This is a genomic window from Salinicola endophyticus, from assembly GCF_003206575.1.
Classification (GTDB): Bacteria; Pseudomonadota; Gammaproteobacteria; order Pseudomonadales; family Halomonadaceae; genus Salinicola; species Salinicola endophyticus.
The window spans coordinates 103,598-122,934 of sequence record NZ_PZJO01000009.1; the positions used below are offsets into that span (position 1 = coordinate 103,598).

17 protein-coding genes are annotated in these 19,337 nt (G+C 65.4%); 8 read left to right on the forward strand and 9 right to left on the reverse strand.

All coding sequences use genetic code 11. The annotated features are described in order from the left end of the window. Window positions 1-122: 122 nt before the first annotated feature. On the reverse strand, window positions 123-2,495 hold the full coding sequence (locus tag DOM66_RS16675) for a DNA polymerase II (protein ID WP_245392473.1): 2,373 nt from the start codon (window positions 2,493-2,495) through the stop codon (window positions 123-125). A gap of 244 nt (window positions 2,496-2,739) precedes the next feature. Between DOM66_RS16675 and phnC the strand changes: the two genes are divergently transcribed. From phnC to phnE (DOM66_RS16695), 4 genes are all read left to right on the forward strand, one after another. After that, on the forward strand, window positions 2,740-3,606 hold the full coding sequence (phnC, locus tag DOM66_RS16680) for a phosphonate ABC transporter ATP-binding protein (RefSeq protein WP_223162043.1): 867 nt from the start codon (window positions 2,740-2,742) through the stop codon (window positions 3,604-3,606). A gap of 340 nt (window positions 3,607-3,946) precedes the next feature. Further along, complete coding sequence (gene phnD / locus DOM66_RS16685) at window positions 3,947-4,876, forward strand: phosphonate ABC transporter substrate-binding protein (protein WP_110676796.1); 930 nt, start codon at window positions 3,947-3,949, stop codon at window positions 4,874-4,876. Between the two features lie 133 nt (window positions 4,877-5,009). Beyond that, window positions 5,010-5,888: a phosphonate ABC transporter, permease protein PhnE gene (gene phnE, locus DOM66_RS16690; protein WP_110690933.1), complete on the forward strand. Its 879-nt coding sequence runs from the start codon at window positions 5,010-5,012 to the stop codon at window positions 5,886-5,888. Then, window positions 5,885-6,835: a phosphonate ABC transporter, permease protein PhnE gene (phnE, locus tag DOM66_RS16695; RefSeq protein ID WP_223162045.1), complete on the forward strand. Its 951-nt coding sequence runs from the start codon at window positions 5,885-5,887 to the stop codon at window positions 6,833-6,835. The genes phnE (DOM66_RS16690) and phnE (DOM66_RS16695) overlap by 4 nt, the downstream gene beginning before the upstream one ends. Here phnE (DOM66_RS16695) and DOM66_RS16700 read toward each other — a convergent pair. The 3 genes from DOM66_RS16700 to DOM66_RS16710 all read right to left on the reverse strand — a co-directional run bounded on the left by DOM66_RS16700 (window position 6,796) and on the right by DOM66_RS16710 (window position 9,452). Then, a complete protein-coding gene (locus DOM66_RS16700; RefSeq protein WP_110690934.1) occupies window positions 6,796-7,725 on the reverse strand; it encodes an AEC family transporter in 930 nt (309 codons plus the stop codon). The two genes, phnE (DOM66_RS16695) and DOM66_RS16700, sit on opposite strands and share 40 nt — an antisense overlap. Window positions 7,726-7,807: 82 nt before the next feature. Then, window positions 7,808-8,866: a glycosyltransferase family 2 protein gene (locus tag DOM66_RS16705; RefSeq protein ID WP_157959083.1), complete on the reverse strand. Its 1,059-nt coding sequence runs from the start codon at window positions 8,864-8,866 to the stop codon at window positions 7,808-7,810. A 157-nt stretch (window positions 8,867-9,023) separates the two neighbouring features. Beyond that, complete coding sequence (locus DOM66_RS16710; protein ID WP_223162047.1) at window positions 9,024-9,452, reverse strand: DoxX family protein; 429 nt, start codon at window positions 9,450-9,452, stop codon at window positions 9,024-9,026. Window positions 9,453-9,710: 258 nt separating this feature from the next. Between DOM66_RS16710 and metG the strand changes: the two genes are divergently transcribed. From metG to nth, 3 genes are all read left to right on the forward strand, one after another. Then, the gene (gene metG, locus DOM66_RS16715) at window positions 9,711-11,786 is read left to right on the forward strand and encodes a methionine--tRNA ligase (RefSeq protein WP_110690936.1); all 2,076 of its coding nucleotides are present in this window, start codon (window positions 9,711-9,713) and stop codon (window positions 11,784-11,786) included. Between the two features lie 143 nt (window positions 11,787-11,929). Further along, the gene (locus DOM66_RS20025) at window positions 11,930-12,898 is read left to right on the forward strand and encodes an RnfABCDGE type electron transport complex subunit B (RefSeq protein WP_110690937.1); all 969 of its coding nucleotides are present in this window, start codon (window positions 11,930-11,932) and stop codon (window positions 12,896-12,898) included. A gap of 112 nt (window positions 12,899-13,010) precedes the next feature. Then, window positions 13,011-13,649, forward strand: a complete 639-nt coding sequence (gene nth, locus DOM66_RS16725; protein ID WP_110690938.1) for an endonuclease III — start codon at window positions 13,011-13,013, stop codon at window positions 13,647-13,649. A 185-nt stretch (window positions 13,650-13,834) separates the two neighbouring features. Here the strand turns inward: nth and DOM66_RS16730 are convergent, their stop codons facing one another. From DOM66_RS16730 to DOM66_RS16750, 5 genes are all read right to left on the reverse strand, one after another. Next, window positions 13,835-14,476 (reverse strand): DUF1161 domain-containing protein, encoded by a 642-nt coding sequence (locus tag DOM66_RS16730; RefSeq protein ID WP_157959084.1) that lies wholly within the window; start codon window positions 14,474-14,476, stop codon window positions 13,835-13,837. A gap of 127 nt (window positions 14,477-14,603) precedes the next feature. Beyond that, window positions 14,604-15,266, reverse strand: a complete 663-nt coding sequence (locus DOM66_RS16735; protein ID WP_110676813.1) for a glutathione S-transferase — start codon at window positions 15,264-15,266, stop codon at window positions 14,604-14,606. Window positions 15,267-15,352: 86 nt separating this feature from the next. Further along, complete coding sequence (locus tag DOM66_RS16740; protein WP_110690940.1) at window positions 15,353-16,414, reverse strand: tRNA-queuosine alpha-mannosyltransferase domain-containing protein; 1,062 nt, start codon at window positions 16,412-16,414, stop codon at window positions 15,353-15,355. Between the two features lie 189 nt (window positions 16,415-16,603). Further along, window positions 16,604-16,912, reverse strand: a complete 309-nt coding sequence (locus DOM66_RS16745; protein ID WP_110690941.1) for an HlyU family transcriptional regulator — start codon at window positions 16,910-16,912, stop codon at window positions 16,604-16,606. 51 nt (window positions 16,913-16,963) lie between these two features. Further along, window positions 16,964-18,184 (reverse strand): argininosuccinate synthase, encoded by a 1,221-nt coding sequence (locus tag DOM66_RS16750; protein ID WP_110676818.1) that lies wholly within the window; start codon window positions 18,182-18,184, stop codon window positions 16,964-16,966. A gap of 317 nt (window positions 18,185-18,501) precedes the next feature. Here DOM66_RS16750 and rnt point away from each other — a divergent pair, with 317 nt between their 5' ends. After that, window positions 18,502-19,167: a ribonuclease T gene (gene rnt, locus DOM66_RS16755; protein WP_110676820.1), complete on the forward strand. Its 666-nt coding sequence runs from the start codon at window positions 18,502-18,504 to the stop codon at window positions 19,165-19,167. Window positions 19,168-19,337: the final 170 nt, after the last annotated feature.

A 19,337-nucleotide genomic window follows, 5' to 3' on the forward strand; every position in this document is an offset into this window, starting at 1 on the left:
CGCGGGCCACGACGCATCACCGGCACGGTTGCCGGCAGCGCGTATTTAGCACCGCCCCTTGGCCCTGTCAACGGCCACCCAACGCCCCCAGGGTTTGGCGAGGCCCACCCCGGGGCTGCGTCTCAGAACAGCCCCAGCTGCTGGTCGATCAGACGCGTGAAGTCATCATCGACAAAGGGCAGGATAGCGTCGGCCACCGGCTGGAGCTGACGGCTCACATAGTGCTGATAGTCGATCGGCGAGCGCCGCGCTTCCAGCGGCTCGGGCCCGTTGACGGTGATCACATAGCGGATCCAGCCGCCGTTCTGGTACTGCAACGGCCGTTCGAGCTGGCGGTTGAACTCGTCCGCCAGCCGTGCGGCGCGCACATGCGGAGGTACGTTGCGCTGATAGTCACCGAGCCGACGCCGCAGCCGCTTGCGATAGACCAGGTCGTCGTCGTGCTCACCAGCCAGGGTCTCGCGCACCAGCCGCCGGACATAGTCGCGATAGCCCTCGCCGACGAAGATCCGCCGGTAGAGTTCGCGCTGGAACTGCTGTGCCAGCGGCGACCAGTCGGCGCGCACCGACTCCAGCCCCTTGAACACCAGACGCTCGCCGCCGTCGGCATGCGCCACCAGGCCGGCATAGCGCTTCTTGCTGCCCTCTTCGGCGCCGCGAATGGTGGGCATCAGAAAGCGCCGGTAGTGGGTCTCGTACTGCAGCTCCAGCGCGCTGTCGAGGGCGAAGCGCTCACGCAGGTGATCGCGCCACCAGGCATTGACCCGGGCGACCAGCCGCTGGCCGATCGTCGCTGCGGCCTCCTCCGCGTGCGCCTCGCCCAGCCAGACGAAGGTGGAGTCGGTATCGCCGTAGATGACCGTGTAGCCCTCGGCCTCGATCAGCTCCCGGGTACGGTGCATGATCGCGTGACCGCGCATGGTGATCGAAGAGGCCAGTCGCGGATCGAAGAAGCGGCAGCCGCGTGAGCCGAGCACGCCGTAGAAGGCATTCATGATGATCTTGAGCGCCTGGGCGAGCGGCGCGTTGCCTTCGCGCTTGGCCGCCTCGCGCCCCTCCCACACCTGCGCCACGATCGCCGGCAGCGCATGCCGGGTGCGCGAGAAGTGCGCGCCCAGAAAACCGGGCACGGCCTGCGCGGGATCGGGATCGGCGAGCCCCTCGATCAGCCCCACCGGATCGATCAGGAAGGAGCGGATGATCGACGGATAGAGACTCTTGAAGTCGAGCACCAGCACCGAGTCGTAGAGCCCCGGGCGCGAATCCATGACATAGCCACCGGGGCTGTCCTCCCCCGCGCGGCTGCCCAGATTGGGCGCCACGAACCCCAGCCGATGCATTCGCGGCAAATAGAGATGCGAAAATGCCGCCACCGAACCGCCGCTGCGATCCGCCGCCAGCCCGGTCACGCTGGCCCGCTCGAGCAGGAAGTCGACGATCCGGGTGTGCGCGAAGATCCGCGTGACCAGCTCGCAATCCTTGAGGTTGTAACGTGCCAGCGCCGGCTTGTCCTCGGCGAACATGCGATTGATGTCGGCCATGCGCTGATAGGGATTGTCGATCGCCTTGCCCTCACCCAGCAGGGTCTGGGCGACGTTCTCCAGGCTGAACGAGGGAAAGCTCCAGGTCGCCTGACGCAGCGCCTCGATGCCATCGATGGCGAGACGTCCGGGAATGGTCACGAAGTAGTGGTTGGGCTGGTGGCCATGGGCGCGCCACTCGAGCGGCGCCCCGCCGCGGCCCAGGGTCAGCGGCACGTCGAGCCGCTCGGCGTGGCGCTGCAACTGACGCAGGTCGAACTGGATCACGTTCCAGCCGATGATCGCGTCGGGGTCGAAACGCGCGACCCAGGCGTTGAGCGCATGCAGCAGATCGGCCCGCGAGTCGCAGTAGATCAACTCGAAGTCGCGCTCGCGGTCGGCTGCACCGCCCGCCCCCGCCGGCGGCCCGAGCATATAGACGATGCGCTGGCCGCAGCCGTGCAGGCCGATCGAGTAGAGCTCGCCGCGCTCACTGGTCTCGATGTCCAGCGAACAGAGCGAAAGCGCTGGACGATAGTCCGGCGCCGGGCGCAGCTGTGCCTGCTGCAGCGAACCGTCCGGGTTGGGCACGCCGCTGACCATCACTGGCGCCGTGATGAAGCGCTCCATCAAGTAGCGCTCCGGCGGGCGCACGTCGGCCTCGAACAGCTCGATGCCCGCCTCGCCCAGACGCCGTTCGAGCTGCATCAGTTGTCGATGCGAGTGGCAGTAGAGCCCCAGCAGCGGCCGCCCCGAGAAGTCGCGCAGATCGAGCTCGCGCAGCGTCACTTCCGGCTCGCCGCGCAGCAGCCGCTCGACCTCGGCCCGCGCCTCGCGCCCCACGAAGGCCACCGACACCTGCGGCGGCAGCTCGACCCGGCGTGGGCCGGCGTCCGTCGCCAGCCATAGCCAGACCCGCGTGCCCGCCGGCGCGTCCTGCCAGTGGCGGGTCAATACGAAACCCTTGTATGTCACACCCGTCGCAACCCCACCGCACCATCGACCGCTAGCATACCGGTAATCCCACTCAGCGCGAAAAAGCGCCGCCGCACCCCGTAGCGTGACCGGCCCGAAAGCGGATACCTGCCAGCTCGAGCCGTTTCGCGAAAGTGTAACCACACGGTTACATTGCCGCGTTTTAATCCAGCTCACCCAGGCATTCGCCGCTGGCAACGCCCTCAAACCAGCGTGAGCGACCGTCGACAAGGCCATCGTGACCATGGACTCAATGCATTTCGAAGTCTCCGCCCGTCAATCCAGCATCGCCTCGGCGCCGCTATCACCACAGGTGTCCTGTACCGGCGAGCGCCTCTTGAGCGTGACCGGCCTGGAGGCCGCCTACGGTGATCGTCGCGTCCTGAAAGGCCTCGACTTCTCCCTCCACGCCGGCGAGATGGTCGCCATCATCGGCCGCTCAGGCGCCGGCAAGTCGACACTTCTGCATGTGATGAACGGCTCCGTACCCGCCAGCGGAGGGGAAATCCGCTATCACTCCGAGGGCGGCGGCGAACGCGACATTCTGGGTGCCAACGCCCGCCAGTGGCGTGACTGGCGCAGCGAGTGCGGCATGATCTTCCAGGACTTCTGCCTCGTGCCACGCCTGGACGTGATGACCAATGTCCTGCTCGGGCGCCTGCATCACACCTCATCGCTCAAATCCTTCTTCAAGATCTTCAGCACCAGCGATCGTGCCCGTGCCGTCGCACTGCTGGAGTGGCTGGGCATGCTGCCGAAAGCGCTGCAGCGCGCCGAGAATTTGTCTGGCGGGCAGATGCAACGCGTCGCCATCTGCCGCGCGCTGATGCAACAGCCGCGTCTGCTGCTGGCCGACGAGCCGGTGGCCTCGCTCGACCCCAGGAACACGCAACGGATCATGGAGGCCCTGCGCCAGATCAGTCACGAGGGCATCGGTGTCATGGTCAATCTGCACTCGATCGAGCTGGTCAAGCAGTACTGCACCCGAGCCATTGGGCTGTCTCAGGGTGAAATTCTGTTCGACGGAAAACCTGATCACATCGATGAGCCGCTGCTACAGCAGCTCTACGGTGACGAACGCGACGGCGACGACAGAGACACGCTGCATTAGTTGCCGTTCGACGCTCTCGTGGCGATGACGTAGCCCTCGTCATCTCACAGGCGGCACCACACGAGAGCAATGTCAGCCGGCGCTGCTTCGGCGGACCCTCCCGTCAGCCCAAGGCAGTTTTCTTCAACCTACTTGCTTGTCAGCGGCAGGCTTTGCCAGTGCATGTATGTGTCGATGAATCAGTTTGCCAATGAAACCGTTTTTCGATGCATCAAAGCATCAACAACGAACCCGTTGATGGCGCCTCTTGTTCACGCTCTCTGATGCAGAGAGCGCGACTCAGCGCCCTGTGTCATCCGCCGTTTTTCCATCCATCATGTGTTATTCAGGTGATCGAACCATGAAAAAGACGTTGAAAGCCGCCACGCTGTTGCTGGGTACACTGCTCGCTTTCCAAGCCAGTGCAGAGAGCGCACCGAAAGTGCTTAACCTGGGTATTCTCGGCGGCCAATCCGCCACCCAGCAGATCGGTAACAACCAGTGCGTCAAGACCTTCCTCGACGACAAGCTGGGCGTCGATACGAAGTTGCGCAACGCCTCCGACTATGAAGGCGTCATCCAGGGCCTGCTCAGCGACAAGATCGATCTGGTGATCAACATGTCGCCCTCTTCCTACGCCTCGGTCTATATCGAGAACCCCAAGGCCGTCGATCTGGTGGGCATCACTGCCAACGACAGCGACGATGCCAAGGGTTACTACTCGGTGGTCCTGGTGAAATCCGATAGCCCCTACCAGACACTCGAGGATCTCAAGGGCAAGACCTTCGGCTTCGCCGATCCCAACTCGACCTCCGGCTTTCTGATTCCCAACCACACCTTCCAGAAGAAGTTCGGCGGTTCGATGGACAACGATTACGATGGCTTCTTTTCCAACGTGACCTTCTCCGGCGGTCATGAACAGGACATCCTGGGCGTGCTCAACGACCAGTTTGCCGGCGCCGTCACCTGGAGTTCGATGGTCGGTGATCGGGAAGAGGGCTATTCGGCAGGCGCCTTTCGCCGACTCGTTCAGCTCGACCATCCTGATCTGATGGACAAGGTGCGCATCATCTGGCAATCGAAGCTGATCCCCAACGGCCCGATACTGGTACGCCACGATCTGCCGGATGACTTCAAGAAGCGTCTGGTCGCCGCCCTCCACGAGCTCGACAAGAACGATCACGACTGCTTCGTCAAGGCCGCCGGTGGCAAGCTTCACATCGTCCCGGCCTCGGTGTCCGACTATCAGGACATCATCGACATGAAGCGTGAGCTGCTCGATCACCGCTGAAGGCGCCCCCTGGCCCCTCGCTGACGGCCCTCGGGCATCGCCGCTAGATGCACCGACAGACGGACACGCTATAGCCGTGTCCGTCTTCTCTCCATGCGATGCGTCGCCCTCAGCCCACCGAACTGGCACCACCATGAAAACGCTCTCGTCCCACCCGGAATTCGAACGCTACTACCGTCGCATGCGGCGCATCCAGCAGCGCGAGTCGACGATCTGGTCACTGGCCATCCTGGGGCTCTACCTGGGTTCCACGCACTTCTCGGAATTTCATCTCACGACGCTGTGGCATGCGCTTCCTCATCTGTTCGACTATCTCTTCAAGACCCTGCCGGTACTCCATCTCGCCGATCTCTTTGCCGACGTACATACCAAGGGCTCGCTCGCCTACTGGGGCTATCGACTCCATATCCAGCTACCGCTGATCTGGGAAACGCTCAATCTGGCCTTCGCCGCGACCATCATCTCGGCCATGCTGGCGATCTTGCTGGCCTTTCTCGCGGCCAACAACGGTCCCGCCCCCAGGCCGCTGCGGCAAGCCATTCGCACGGTCAGCGCCTTTCTGCGCACCATGCCCGAACTCGCCTGGGCGGTGATGTTCGTGATGGCCTTCGGCGTCGGCGCCATTCCGGGCTTTCTGGCCCTGGCGCTGCACACCATCGGCAGCTTGACCAAACTCTTCTACGAAGCGATCGAAAGCGCGTCGCCCAGACCAGTGAGCGGGCTGCTTGCCTGCGGTGCCGGGCCAGTGCAGGCGGTTCGCTTTGGGCTATGGCCACAGGTCAAACCCACCCTGCTCTCCTACAGCTTCATGCGCCTGGAGATCAACTTCCGCCAGTCCACCATTCTCGGCCTCGTCGGTGCCGGCGGCATCGGGCAGGAGCTGATGACCAATATCCAGCTCAGCCGTTACGACCAGGTCAGCATCACGCTGATACTGATCATTCTGGTGGTGTCGCTGCTCGACAGCCTCTCGAGCCGAATTCGCCGCCGCGTTCTGGAGCCGACATCGTGACGAGTCTCATCAAGGCGCCGACCCCGGCAGAGGTGGCCCGGATCGAACGCCAAAATCCCGAACTCTTTCGCGCCCAAGGGCGTTACCTGCGACGACTGGGCCTGTCGGGCCTCGCCGTGGTGGTGTTCTATGGTCTCTTTTTACTGCAGTACGGTATTTCGCCACAGCAGGCGCTGATCGGCCTTGGCAAGCTGGGCCACTACTTCCTGCACATGTTTATCTGGCGGGACTTCTGGCACTGGCCCTTCGACTACTATCTCACGCAGATCTTCATCACCGTGGCGATCGTCTTCACCGGCACCCTGACCGCCACGCTGATCGCACTTCCCTGCTCGTTCCTCGCCGCGCGCAACGTCATGTCGTCCGTGTGGCTGCGTCCGATCGGCTTCCTGATGCGCCGCCTCTTCGATATCTTGCGTGGAGTGGATATGGCGATCTGGGGCCTGATCTTCGTCAGTGCCGTTGGCCTGGGTCCACTGGCAGGCGCCCTGGCGATCCTGGTGCAGGACACGGGGCTGCTCGGCAAGCTCTACGCCGAGGGGCACGAAGCGGTCGCCAAAGAGCCGACCCGTGGCTTGAACGCCGTCGGTGCCAACAGCCTGCAGAAGTATCGCCTCGGGGTCTTCACCCAATCCTTCCCGACCTTTCTCTCCCTGAGCCTCTACCAGCTGGAGTCCAACACGCGCTCGGCAGCCGTACTCGGTTTCGTCGGCGCCGGTGGAGTTGGCCTGATCTACGCCGAGAACATGCGGCTATGGCACTGGGATGTGGTGATGTTCATCACGCTCTGCCTGGTGGTGATCGTGATGCTGATCGATGCGCTCTCGGCGCAGCTACGCAAGCGCTACATCCTGGGCAAGGAGATTCCGGATTTCGAACCCGCCACCCCCCGCCACCCGGGGCCGCCCTACAGCGCCAGCACCCAGGGTAGTACCAGACCCAGATAGAGCGGAATCAGCAGCGGCGCGGCGAGCGTGGTCAGCAGCACGGCGATGGCCCCCTTTTCGGGGCGGATATTCAGCTCCATGGCGATCACCACCACGTTGGCCGCCATCGGCACCGCCCCCACCAGCAGGAATGCCAGCACCAGCGAGTCGGAGGCGTCGCCCAGCAAGCGCAGCGCTACCGCCAGCGCCAGGGTCGCCAGCGGCCAGACCACGAAGCGGGTCACCACGCAGCCGACGACGAAGGCGACATCCACCGCGCGCCAACTGATGCGGCCCAGCGTCATGCCGATGATCATCATGCCGAGCACGGTGAAGCAGTACTTGAAGTAGCCCAGCCCTTCACTGACCGGCTGCGGCACCTGCCAGCCCAGGGCGCTGATCAGCATGCCACCGGCAAAGGCGTAGATCAGCGGCAGCCGGGCCAGCCGAGACAGGCTCTCGCGCACCGAGAACTGGCCCCGCGCGCTGATGTAGAAACCGACCGTGAACTCGTAGAGCGAAATGCCCAGCATGCAGAACAGATACTGCGTCACGCCCTCCGGCGGCAGCAGCACCAGCGCGATGGGGAAGCCGAAATAGCCGGTGTTGCCGGTGCCCGCGGAGAAGGCCAGCAGCGCCCGCTCCTGTTCGGCGTAGAAGCGTCCCGCCACGGCGTTCACCGCAAGACACAACAGCGACGAGAGCAGCACCACGCCGAAGGTGAGCGCCAGCTTGTCGATGCTGGGTTGCCCCTGGGTCAGGGCGTTGAAGAAGGTCAGCGGCGAGATCAGGTAGATCAGCAGCGTGGCGATGGGGCGCGGATCGAGCTTCAGTCGCCGCGCCGCCACCCAGCCCAGGGCGACGAAGGCCAGCAGCATCCACAGCGATTGAGAGAGATCGACATCGGGCATCGAGGGGGTTCCAGGCAGTCAGCGGCGAGACACTTCGGCCGCTAACTGTAACATCCGCTCCCCGCCGTCGCTCGCCCCCTGCTCAGCCCGAAGCCGCAGTGCGCCCGAGCGCCTCTGCACCGCCGTGGGCGGCGAGCCGTGCGGCCAGGGCCGCTTCATGGCGGGTGCCGCGCAGGAAGCGGGTGGCGCCATCCGGGTCGCCCTCCTCGACCAGCGCCAGCAGCATCGCCACCGCCCGTGCGGCGCGCTGGCGGATCGCCTCGCGGTCGCGCTCGATCAGCGCACTGATCTCCAGCCGCTGCATGAAGTCACGCTTGGCCCGGTCATAGGCAGCGAAGACCTCGCCCGGCCAGACCATCCGCCGCCCCACCTTGACGTTGCGGTGCGAACGGTAGCCCGGACGGTTGGTCTTGAGCTGCTGCTTGCCCGAGGGGCGCCCGCGCAGCAGCAGCGCCAGGTACTCCTCCTCGGAGCGGTACATGCGGTGGATCACATAAGCCTGACGCGGGACGATCGCCGAGTTGTCGGCCAGCTCCGGCTGGGTGTCGCTGTAGACCATCGGATGGCCATCGGCGTCGAGCGGCACCACGTCGCGGCCGAAGATCGGATGGTGCACGCGCACGTGCTGGATCTCGATGCCCTGAATCGGGAACAGCGTCTTCAGGTGCGACGAGAGTTCGTAGCCGGCGCCGTTCTGCAGCGCGCAGAACGCCTGCGCCTGGCCCAGCTCGCAGTGCCACAGGAAGCTGATCGGTCGCGGCGTGTCGCCGCACAGTCGCGCGATCAGCTGATCCACGCGGGTCGCCAGATCCTGCGCCGTCCAGAACTCGTCGATATCCAGGAACATCAGCCAGTCGACCCCCGCCGCGCGGGCGTCTACCAGCGCCTTGGCGTAGGCGATGGTCTGCAGCTTGCGCCCGACGCTGGGGTCGCACAGATCGACCCAGTCGATGAACTCGAAGGTGACCTGGGGGTACGCCTGCCCGATACGCGCGAGCACCGCCGCCGAGGCGTCCGAGGTGCGGTTGAGCAGGACGTGGATCTCATCGAATCCCACGTGCAGGTGATGAAAGACCCACTCGGCCAGATAAGGCCCTTCATCCTTGGCCACGGCACACAGCCGTATACGCGGTTTGTTCAATGACCCATCCTCGACGATTGGTGAAGCGCACTTGCCTGCCACTAGCCACCGAGAATGGGATACCCCCTCCACCTTCTCAAGATGGTTTACTTCACACTCGTGACAGCAGGGATTCTGACCCGCCGCACCTTGACGCCTATCCTTGCCCTCTCCCCGGTCACCCCTGGCGGTCGCGGCGGCGCCACAATCCCGCCCCGACGACGATGGCGAACAGAATCCAGAGCTGGAACGGCAGGCGCCAGAGCAGCAACCAACCCGGCACTGCGGGGAAGGCGTCAGCGTGCAGCCACATGTAGACGTTGGCCGGGGTCACGCACAGCGTCAGCAGCACCAGCCCCCACCCGGCCAGGCGACGCCAGCGCGGCAGCAGCAGCCCCACCACGCCGAGCAGCTCGAAGACACCGCTGACCCACACCGCCAATCGCGGCCAGGGCAGCGCCGGCGGAATGATTGTGACCATCGCATCGGCATAGAGAAAGTGTGCGATGCCGCCGAGCGTGAACCACAGCAGCACGAAGCCCAGGCATACCCAGCGCCCCCACGGCATCGGTGAGCGTGCCGAAGGGCGGCTTGCCTCTGTCTGCATCAAGGGCTCTCCTCTTTTCTCAGAGACGGTCGTTTCACGACAGTCGCTTGGCGGCGGTCGCTTCATGGCAGGCGATTCACCGCGACCGATCCGCACCAGCGGCACGTCAGGTGACCACACGATCGCGGCCCGCGGCATGGGCAGCGCGCATCGGCGTCAGCGATGCTACAATCGTCGCCCAAGTCTACAGCCTATTCATCCCGGCGGCGTCTCCAGTGAGCTCCGCGGGGATTTCGTCACGGGAATCGTCTAGTCACCATGTCGAACAACGCTTCGCTCTCGCGCCAGATTCTGGTCACCAGTGCCCTGCCCTACGCCAACGGCTCGATTCACCTGGGCCACCTGCTGGAGTACATCCAGACCGATATCTGGGTGCGCTTCCAGAAGAGCCGCGGCCACGAGTGCCACTATGTCTGCGCCGACGACGCCCACGGCACCGCGATCATGCTGCGCGCCGAGCAGGAGGGCCTGACGCCGGAGCAGCTGATCCAGAAGGTGAGCGACGAGCACCAGGCGGACTTCGCCCGCTTCGGAGTCGCCTTCGACAACTACCACTCGACCCACTCGGAAGAGAACCGGGCCCATAGCGAGCGCATCTACCGCGCCCTGCGCGACGCCGGTCATATCAGTACCCGCGACATCGAACAGATGTTCGATCCGGTCAAGGGCATGTTCCTGGCCGACCGCTTCATCAAGGGCACCTGTCCCAAGTGCGGCACCGCAGACCAGTACGGCGACAACTGCGAAGCCTGCGGCGCCACCTACACCCCGGCGGAGCTGATCAACCCGGTGTCGGCGATCAGCGGCGCCACCCCCGAGGTACGCACCTCGACCCACTACTTCTTCAAGCTGCCGGATTTCGAAGACTTCCTGAAACGCTGGACGCGCTCCGGCCGGGTCCAGCCGCAGATCGCCAACAAGCTGCAGGAGTGGTTCGATGCCGGGCTCAACGAGTGGGACATCTCCCGCGATGCGCCCTACTTCGGCTTCGAGATCCCCGACGCCCCAGGTAAGTATTTCTACGTCTGGCTGGACGCGCCGATCGGCTATCTGGCCAGCTTCCAGAATCTGTGCGAGCGCGAAGGCCTCGATTTCGACAGCTACTGGAAGGCGGACTCCGACGCCGAGGTCTACCACTTCATCGGCAAGGACATCGTCTACTTCCACGCCCTGTTCTGGCCGGCGATGCTCGAAGGTGCCGGCATGCGCACGCCGAGCGGCATCAACTGCCACGGCTTCGTGACCGTCAACGGGGCCAAGATGTCCAAGTCCCGTGGCACCTTCATCAAGGCGCAGACCTATGCCGAGCATCTCAACCCGGAGTATCTGCGTTACTACTTCGCCGCCAAGCTGAGCTCCCGCGTCGACGATCTCGATCTCAACCTCGAGGACTTCGCCGCCCGCGTCAACGCCGACCTGGTCGGCAAGGTGGTCAACATCGCCAGCCGCTGCGCCGGCTTCATCAACAAGCTCGCCGGCGGCCAGCTCTCCGCCCAGTGTGCCGAGCCGGAACTCATCGCCCGCTTCATCGCCGCGGGTGACGAGATCGCCGCCGACTTCGAGGCCCGCGAGTTCGGCCGCGCCATGCGCCGGATCATGGAGCTCGCCGACGAAGCCAACACCTATATCGCCGACCAGGCGCCCTGGGTGCTGGCCAAGGAGGGAGGGCGCGAGCAGGAGGTGATCGACATCTGTTCAGTGGGCATCAACCTGTTCCGCACGTTGATGGTCTACCTGCAGCCGGTGGTACCGGCGATGGCCGAACAGGCGCGTCACTTCCTGCAGCTCGACTCGCTCGACTGGGCCAGCCGTCAGCAGGTGCTCGAGGATCACGCCATCGGCAAGTTCAAGCCGCTGATGACCCGGGTCGAAAGCGACAAGATCGCCGCCATGATCGAGGCTTCCAAGGAGGTGCTCGCCGAGGAGAAGAAGCTGACCGATGGCGGTGACGCTCGGCCGGCCGGACCCTCACCCTTGGCCGAGACGCCGATCGCCGACGAAATCGCCTTCGGTGACTTCCTCAAGGTGGATCTGCGTATCGCCGAAATTCAGCGCGCCGAATATGTCGAAGGCTCCAACAAGCTGCTCAAGCTGACCCTCGACCTGGGCGGCGAGACACGCACGGTCTTTTCCGGCATCCGCAAGGTCTACGCCCCCGAGGCGCTCGAAGGCCGGCTGACGGTGATGGTCGCCAACCTGGCGCCGCGCAAGATGCGCTTCGGCGTGTCCGAGGGCATGGTGCTGGCCGCCGGCGACGCCCCTGATCAGAAAGACGCCGGCATCTACCTGCTGTCGCCGGATAGCGGCGCCCAGCCTGGCAGCCGCGTGACCTGAGCCCTGCGCTGACACGGCGCCACTCCCCGTCGCGCGCGGCCTTCCGGCCGCGCGCTGTCGTTTCAGGCCGGCGCCAGCGACGCCTCGAAGCGCCAGCAGCAAGGGGCTATAATGAGGCGCTTTTCCCGACCCGGAGCCTGCGCTTGTCCCTTGCCGAGATCAGCGTCGAACGTATCGACGCCGAACTGCCCCAGACCCAGTGCGGCAAGTGCGGCCACCCGGGTTGCCGCCCCTATGCCGAGGCGATCGTCGCCGGCGAAGCCGTCAACCGCTGCCCGCCCGGCGGCGAGGCGACCCGAGACCGCCTGGCAGCGCTCACCGGTCGCCCCGCGCTGGCGCTGATCGAGCCCGCCCAGACACCGCTGCTGGCGGTGATCCGCGAGGCCGAGTGCATCGGCTGCACCAAATGCATCCAGGCCTGCCCGGTGGATGCGATCCTCGGTGCGGCCAAACAGATGCACAGCGTGATCGCGTCCGAGTGCACCGGCTGCGAGCTGTGCGTGGCGCCCTGCCCGGTCGACTGCATCGATCTCGTCGCGCATCCGCAGTGGCAGAACGCCACCGATACGGCCGAGCGCCAGCGCTATCTCGACTGGCGTGCCGCCAACGGGCGCCGGCGCTTCGAGGCGCGCAATCGCCGCCTGGTGCACAAGGCCGAGGAGAAACGGCGCAAGCGCGAACGCCGCCTGGCCGCCACCCGCGCCCAGGCCGAGACGGCCGCGCCCAGCGCGGCGGTGGACGCCACCGCCCTTAAGGCGCAGCGCGCCACCCTCAGTGCCAAGGCCAGACGTCTACAGCGTCAGCGGGATCAGGCCAGCGGCGAGACGCGGGCCGCCCTCGACCAGCGCCTGGCGGCACTGGAAGCCCAGCGGGCAGACATCGAGCGCCAGCTGGGGAGCACGCCATCGGCACCCGCCGCCCCGACAGTGCCGCATATCGCCGTGGCCGCCGCCGAGCAGGCGCTGCGCAAGGCGCGGCAGACCGCGGCCCGGCTTGAGCGTGAGGGCAAGCACGCCGAGGCCGAACGCGCGCGGGCGCAGGTCAGCGAAGCCGAGACCCATCTGCGCCAGGCCCGCGGGGCCAAGCCGACGTCACACGAAACGGCCCCTTGAATCTGGCCGAGCGGTGCTGGCCCATGAACGTCAGCCAGCACATTCAGCCCAGAAAGCCCAGAAAGCCCAGGCCAGCGAATCCGGCCCGAGAGAGCCACAGCGAGATAGCCGCATGAACGCGAGCAAGCGTGAACAGATCTTCGCCCGTCTGAAGGCGCACAACCCCAACCCGACCACCGAGTTGAACTGGACCACACCGTTCGAGCTGCTGGCGGCGGTCCTGCTCTCGGCCCAGGCCACCGATGTCGGCGTCAACAAGGCCACCGCCAGGCTGTTCCCGGTGGCCAACACCCCGCAGGCGATCATCGATCTCGGACTCGACGGGCTCAAGGAGCACATCAAGACCATCGGCCTCTACAACACCAAGGCCGAGAACCTGATGAAGACCTGCCATATCCTGGCCGAACACTACGCGGGAGAGATCCCGCGCACCCGCGCCGAGCTGGAAGCGCTACCCGGCGTGGGGCGCAAGACCGCCAACGTGATTCTCAACACCGCCTTCGGTGAACTGACGATGGCGGTCGACACGCATATCTTTCGCGTCGCCAACCGCACCCGCATCGCCCAGGGCAAGAACGTGCTGGAGGTCGAGCAGAAGCTGCTGCGCCACGTACCCAAGGCGTATCTCAAGGATGCGCATCACTGGCTGATCCTGCACGGCCGCTACACCTGTCTGGCGCGCAAGCCGCGCTGCGGCAGCTGTGTGATCGAGGATCTGTGCGAGTATCCCGACAAGGTCGAGATCGCCTGAGCGCGGTGATGCCGGCGCCTCACCGCGCTAGGGTTTGTACGAAAAGTCGGCGAGCGAAGAGACGACAGCAATCGGCGAAAACGGACCGATCCGTCGCTCCAGTTCACGGGGTGTCAATGAGCGCTTCGAGCCGATGTCTAACGCCGTATTGCCAAGCACAGACTGCTTCCGTACGGAGCCTCGTCTCAGGGCGAGGTGGCCGGCTTCAGCGTATCCCGCACCCGCCCGTCCGCGTCCTGGCGACCCAGGCCATCGGCGGGTTGCCCTTCTGCCTTGGCGCTGCCCGTCTCGGGCGTCGGCGCCTCGGGCTGGGAGACCGCGCTATCGGCCGCCCCGGCGTTGGAGGACTCATCACCGGCAGTGTCAGTGTCGCCCATGGTCGCGGCGGAGGGCTCAGCCTGGGATGGCTCGGCACCCGCTGCCGGCCTGTCCGAGCCAGCCGCAGCAGCATCCGAGGCAGGCGCCTCCGGCGTCGAGACGGCAGCCGGCGCACTGCTCTCGGTCGCGCCGTGGCGGCTGTAGACGATCTTGCGTGTCCCCCCATCACAGCTGCCCACCACTTCGGCACCGGCATGCGGCTCACCGGCCCGTACCACGCCGCCCTCGACCTGCGCGTTATCGACGATCTCCAGCAGGAAGTGGCGCGCCCCATTGGCGCGAATCGTCTGCTCGATCTGCGTCTGCAGCTTGCTGCAGGCCAGGCGAGCCTCCGGCTGCTGGTCGAACGGCGAATCGCTCTGCTGCGCCTGGGCCCAGGCGAGCGACGACAACAGACTGATACTGCTCAACCCCGCCACGACGGCGAACTTCCAGGTAAAAATACGCATAGATACTCCTCGATCCATGGCAAGGCACGGAGGGCTGAGAGGGGAACACCCTCTGACAAGACCGGCAATTCGCGCAGACAAGACAGAGCCGATCATCCCGTCTCGCCCGACCGGGATGCGCAAGGCCTCACAGCCGCAGCTCCCCGCCTCTCTCGATCGCTCTCTGATAGGCCGGACGGTCGCGCATCTTCTGCAACACTTTTCTGATATGCGGACGCTTGGAGAGGTCGGCACGACTTTCCGCCGCCAGCAACGGGAAACTCATCTGAATGTCGGCCGCGCTGAAGGTCTCTCCTGCGAACCACGCATGCTGGCTCAGTTCACTCTCCCAGTAATCGAGATGCCTCTCGAGCTGGGGGTCGAGGAACTTCTGCCGGACCCCGTTGGCCAGCAGCTTGCCGATGGGCCGAATGACCGCGGGCACGGGCGGCTTGCCCAACTTCGAAAAAACCAGCCTCATCACCAGCAGTGGCATGGCCGAGCCTTCGGCGTAATGCATCCAGTAGGTGTAACGCAGCCGCTCCGGCGTATCCGCCTCCGGCACCAGGGCTTCGCCATGATAGCGGGAGACGAGATACTCGATGATCGCGCCGGATTCCGCGACCGTATGGGCGTCATCGGTAAGGACCGGCGACTTGCCGAGCGGATGGATCCGTTTCAGCGCCGCCGGTGCCAACATGGTCTCGGGGTCGCGTCGATAGACCTCGATCTCGTATTCGAGTTCCAGCTCTTCGAGCAACCAGAGAATCCGCTGGGAGCGGGAGTTTTCCAGGTGATGAACGACGATCATGGGCAGGGCATCCTTGGCCGGCAGCGCGAACTGAGCTTAACGATAGGGGGTTATCGGGTTCGCCGCCACCGGCATGATTCGCCCGGTCAGGCGCTGGCCCCCAGGCCCAGCACAGCGGCATAGGCATCACGCCAGTGCGGCCACTGCCAGGCGCGGGCGTCGGGCAGCGCCGGGCGCTGCTCGGGATGACGCAGCCACTGCCCCAGGCGCATGGCCAGCGCCTCGCTATCGCCGCGATAACGGTAGGCGTCATCGTAGTAGTCGGGGAAGCAGAGCCGGTCAGGCACCAGCGGCACGCATCCGCGGGTCACCGCCTCCATGATCGCCAGCCCCTGGAATTCATGATCGGTGGTGGAGACCACGATGGCGCTCGACTCGAGCATCCGGGCATAAACGTCGCTCGGCTGCTCGCCCCAGCACACCACGCGCTCACCCAGCCAGTCGCGGGCCTGATCGAAGATCGCCGGGCGGTTGCGGAACTGCTGGCCCATCACGGCGACCTCGAACGCCACCTCCTCCTCGATCAGCCGCGCCAGCGCGGCAAAGAACGCCTCCGGATTCTTGTCGTACTCCCAGCGGTGGTTCCACACGATCCGGTGGCCGCCGTTCGCCGGGCGCTGCGCCATCGTGGGCAGCGGTACCGGCAGCAGCTGCGCCCGCTCGGCCAGGCCGTCGAGCCACGTCGCCGGACACACCCGCCCCGGCATACGGGCGAGAAAGGCGCGCACGCCGTCACAGAAGCTATCGCGGTTGTAGCGGCTGTTGAACACCACGCTATCCGCCGCCAAGGCGGCATAGAGATTGACCATCATCGGCTCGGGGCGCGGCGTCTGGTGTGCGGAGGCGGGAAAGGCAAACTGGTTCTCGTGGAAGTAGACCACCTTGTGCGCCAGACCCAGCGCCGGGCAGAGCCCGACCAGAGTGGCCAGATCCACCATCGAGGTCGCCACCACCAGATCGTAGGTCTGTGCCAGCGCCGCCTCCTGGGTGACCTGCCAGATCAGCGGGTTGGCACGGATCGACCAGGCGAAGTGGCGCGGCGGCAGCTCCAGGCGCGTCCACTCGACCTCAGGGAAGGCGTTCATCAATCCATCGGCCCAGACCCGATGGCTCACCGCGGCGTAGGCGGACAACAGTAGCGCTTTCATGAGTCCATCTCGGGCAAAGGCTTTCTCCCGTCAAGGTTGTCTCGGGCCAAGGCTTCGACTCGCCAAGACGCTCACCCGCCAGGGACCTTGTCGAGCAGAGACGTGCACTCCCGTCGAGCGCGCCGGTTGGCACAAAAGACGACGGCGCCCGGAGGCGCCGTCATCGGTTGGCCAGGGGAATGGCCGGGCTCAGTGCGCCTGCTCGAACATCGCGTCACCGATATCATCGATATAGCGCTGGCTCTTGCTCACCATCAGCGCCACGCAGGCGTCTTCGCCGGGCACCACGTCGGAGCGTTCGAAGCGCCGCTCGCGCACCTGACCATCGTCGCCGGGCTTGCGAATCCAGCCGCTGACCCGGTACTGACCGTTGGCCGCCTGCGGCGCCGGCACGATCAAGAACCCCTTGTACTCGACCGCCTCGCGCTCCTTCTGCGGCTTGGCGCTATCCGCCGTGCGCTCGCCACCCAGCAAGCCGGAGAACAGTTTCTTGAGCATGGCAACCTCCCCTCGTGCGATGACCGGCGCGGTATCGCGCCGGTCTTGGCCTCAGCTGGCGGAACGGCCCTTGCCGGCGGCGATGCGCAGACGCAGGGCGTTGAGCTTGATGAAGCCCTCGGCGTCTTTCTGGTCGTAGGCGCCGGCATCATCCTCGAAGGTCGCGATCGACTCGTCGAACAGCGACTGCTCGGACTTGCGCCCCACCACTGTCGCGCTGCCCTTGTAGAGCTTGACCCGCACCACGCCGTTGACGAAGGTCTGGGTCTCGTCGATGGCGGCCTGCAGCATGCGACGCTCCGGGCTCCACCAGTAGCCGTTGTAGATGGTCTTGGCGTACTTCGGCATCAGCTCGTCTTTCAGATGGGCCGCTTCGCGATCCAGGGTGATCGACTCGATGGCGCGGTGGGCACGCAGCAGGATGGTGCCTCCCGGCGTTTCGTAGCAGCCCCGGGACTTCATGCCGACATAGCGGTTCTCGACGATATCGAGACGCCCGACACCGTTGTCGCCGCCGAGCTGGTTGAGCTTGGCCAGCACCTCGTGCGGCTTCAGACGCTCGCCGTCGATCGCCACCACGTCACCCTTCTCGAAGGTGAGTTCGAGATAGGTCGGGGTATCCGGCGCCTCTTCGGGCGACACGCTCCAGCGCCACATCTCCTCCTCGGCCTCGGCCCACGGATCCTCGAGAATGCCGCCCTCGTAGGAGATGTGCAGCAGGTTGGCATCCATCGAATAGGGCGACTTCTTCTTGCTCTTGGAGAAGTCCACCGGAATCTGGTGCTCTTCGCAGTAGTTCATCAGCTTCTCGCGGGAGGTGAGATCCCACTCGCGCCACGGCGCGATCACCTTGACCCCCGGCTTGAGCGCGTAGGCCCCCAGCTCGAAGCGCACCTGGTCGTTGCCCTTGCCGGTGGCGCCGTGGGAGATGGCGTCGGCGCCAGTCTCGTTGGCGATCTCGATCAGCCGCTTGGCGATCAGCGGACGCGCGATGGAGGTGCCCAGCAGGTACTCGCCCTCGTAGATGGTGTTGGCGCGGAACATCGGGTAGACGTAGTCGCGCACGAACTCCTCGCGCAGGTCCTCGATGTAGATCTCCTTGACCCCGAGCGCCTGCGCCTTGGCGCGAGCGGGCTCGACCTCTTCGCCCTGGCCGATATCGGCGGTGAAGGTGACTACTTCACAGGCATAGGTCTCCTGCAGCCACTTCACGATCACGGATGTATCAAGGCCGCCAGAATAGGCGAGGACGACCTTCTTGATATCGGACATGCGGCAACTCCTTGGGTGTGACGTCTCGAGGGGTATGACACCCCGAGCGCTCGAACGGCTCGCGCCGAGCGTGGCTGATGGTGGCACTGCAGCCCGCGGCGGGCGGCACGGGCTGCTGTACGCGTGAATCGATCCCGGATTATAACGCCCCCGCCCCCGCGCGAACACCGAGTGGCGGGACGCCGAGGCCCGAAACTGCTAGACTTTTCGCCACTAACGTCAGCGCCACGGCGGCCGTCTCACAAGAACGTGCCACGCGGCGCTGCTTCGATTCGGGCGGTGCCATCGCCGCCACCCCAGGCAACGGGAGTACTTGCATGTCGGACGCCAGCACGAGAGAGCTGATGGCGCAGCGTTTTCGTGGATATCTCCCGGTGGTGGTCGATATCGAGACCGGCGGCTTCAACGCCGCCACCGATGCCCTGCTCGAGGTCGCGGCGGTGCCGCTGACGATGGACGAACAGGGCAACCTGCTGCCACTGGAAACGCTCTCCTTCCATGTGGTGCCATTCGCGGGGGCCAACGTCGAGCAGTCGGCGCTGGACTTCACCGGCATCGATCTCGACAGCCCCTTCCGCCAGCAGATCGCGGTGAGCGAGAAAGAGGCGCTGGACGGTCTGTTCAAGCCGATCCGCAAGACGATCAAGTCCCATGGCTGCACGCGGGCGATTCTGGTCGGGCACAACGCCGCCTTCGATCACGGCTTCTTGAACGCCGCGATCCAGCGCTGCGGCATCAAGCGCAACCCGTTCCACCCCTTCTCGAGCTTCGACACCGCCACCCTGTCGGCGCTGGCCTACGGTCAGACCGTGCTCGCCCGCGCCTGCCAGGCCGCCGGCATCGAGTTCGACAACGCCGAGGCGCACTCGGCCAGCTACGATACCGAGCGCACCGCCGCGCTGTTCTGCGCCATTGTCAACCGCTTCAAGGATCTCGGCGGCTGGCACCTGGCGATGCGGGAGCAGGGCTTCGAGGATATTTGAGCCCAGCCCGCCCTGCCTCTCCATTACCCGCGCTCGCGGTCATCACCTCGAGCGCGCCTTGCATGTCTCGACTCGCCAGGCTGAAAACGCCTCTCTAAAAACGCCAACGCCGCCCCGAATCCGGGGCGGCGTTGGCGTTCGTACCTAGACTCGCGGCCGGTGGCCGCTTT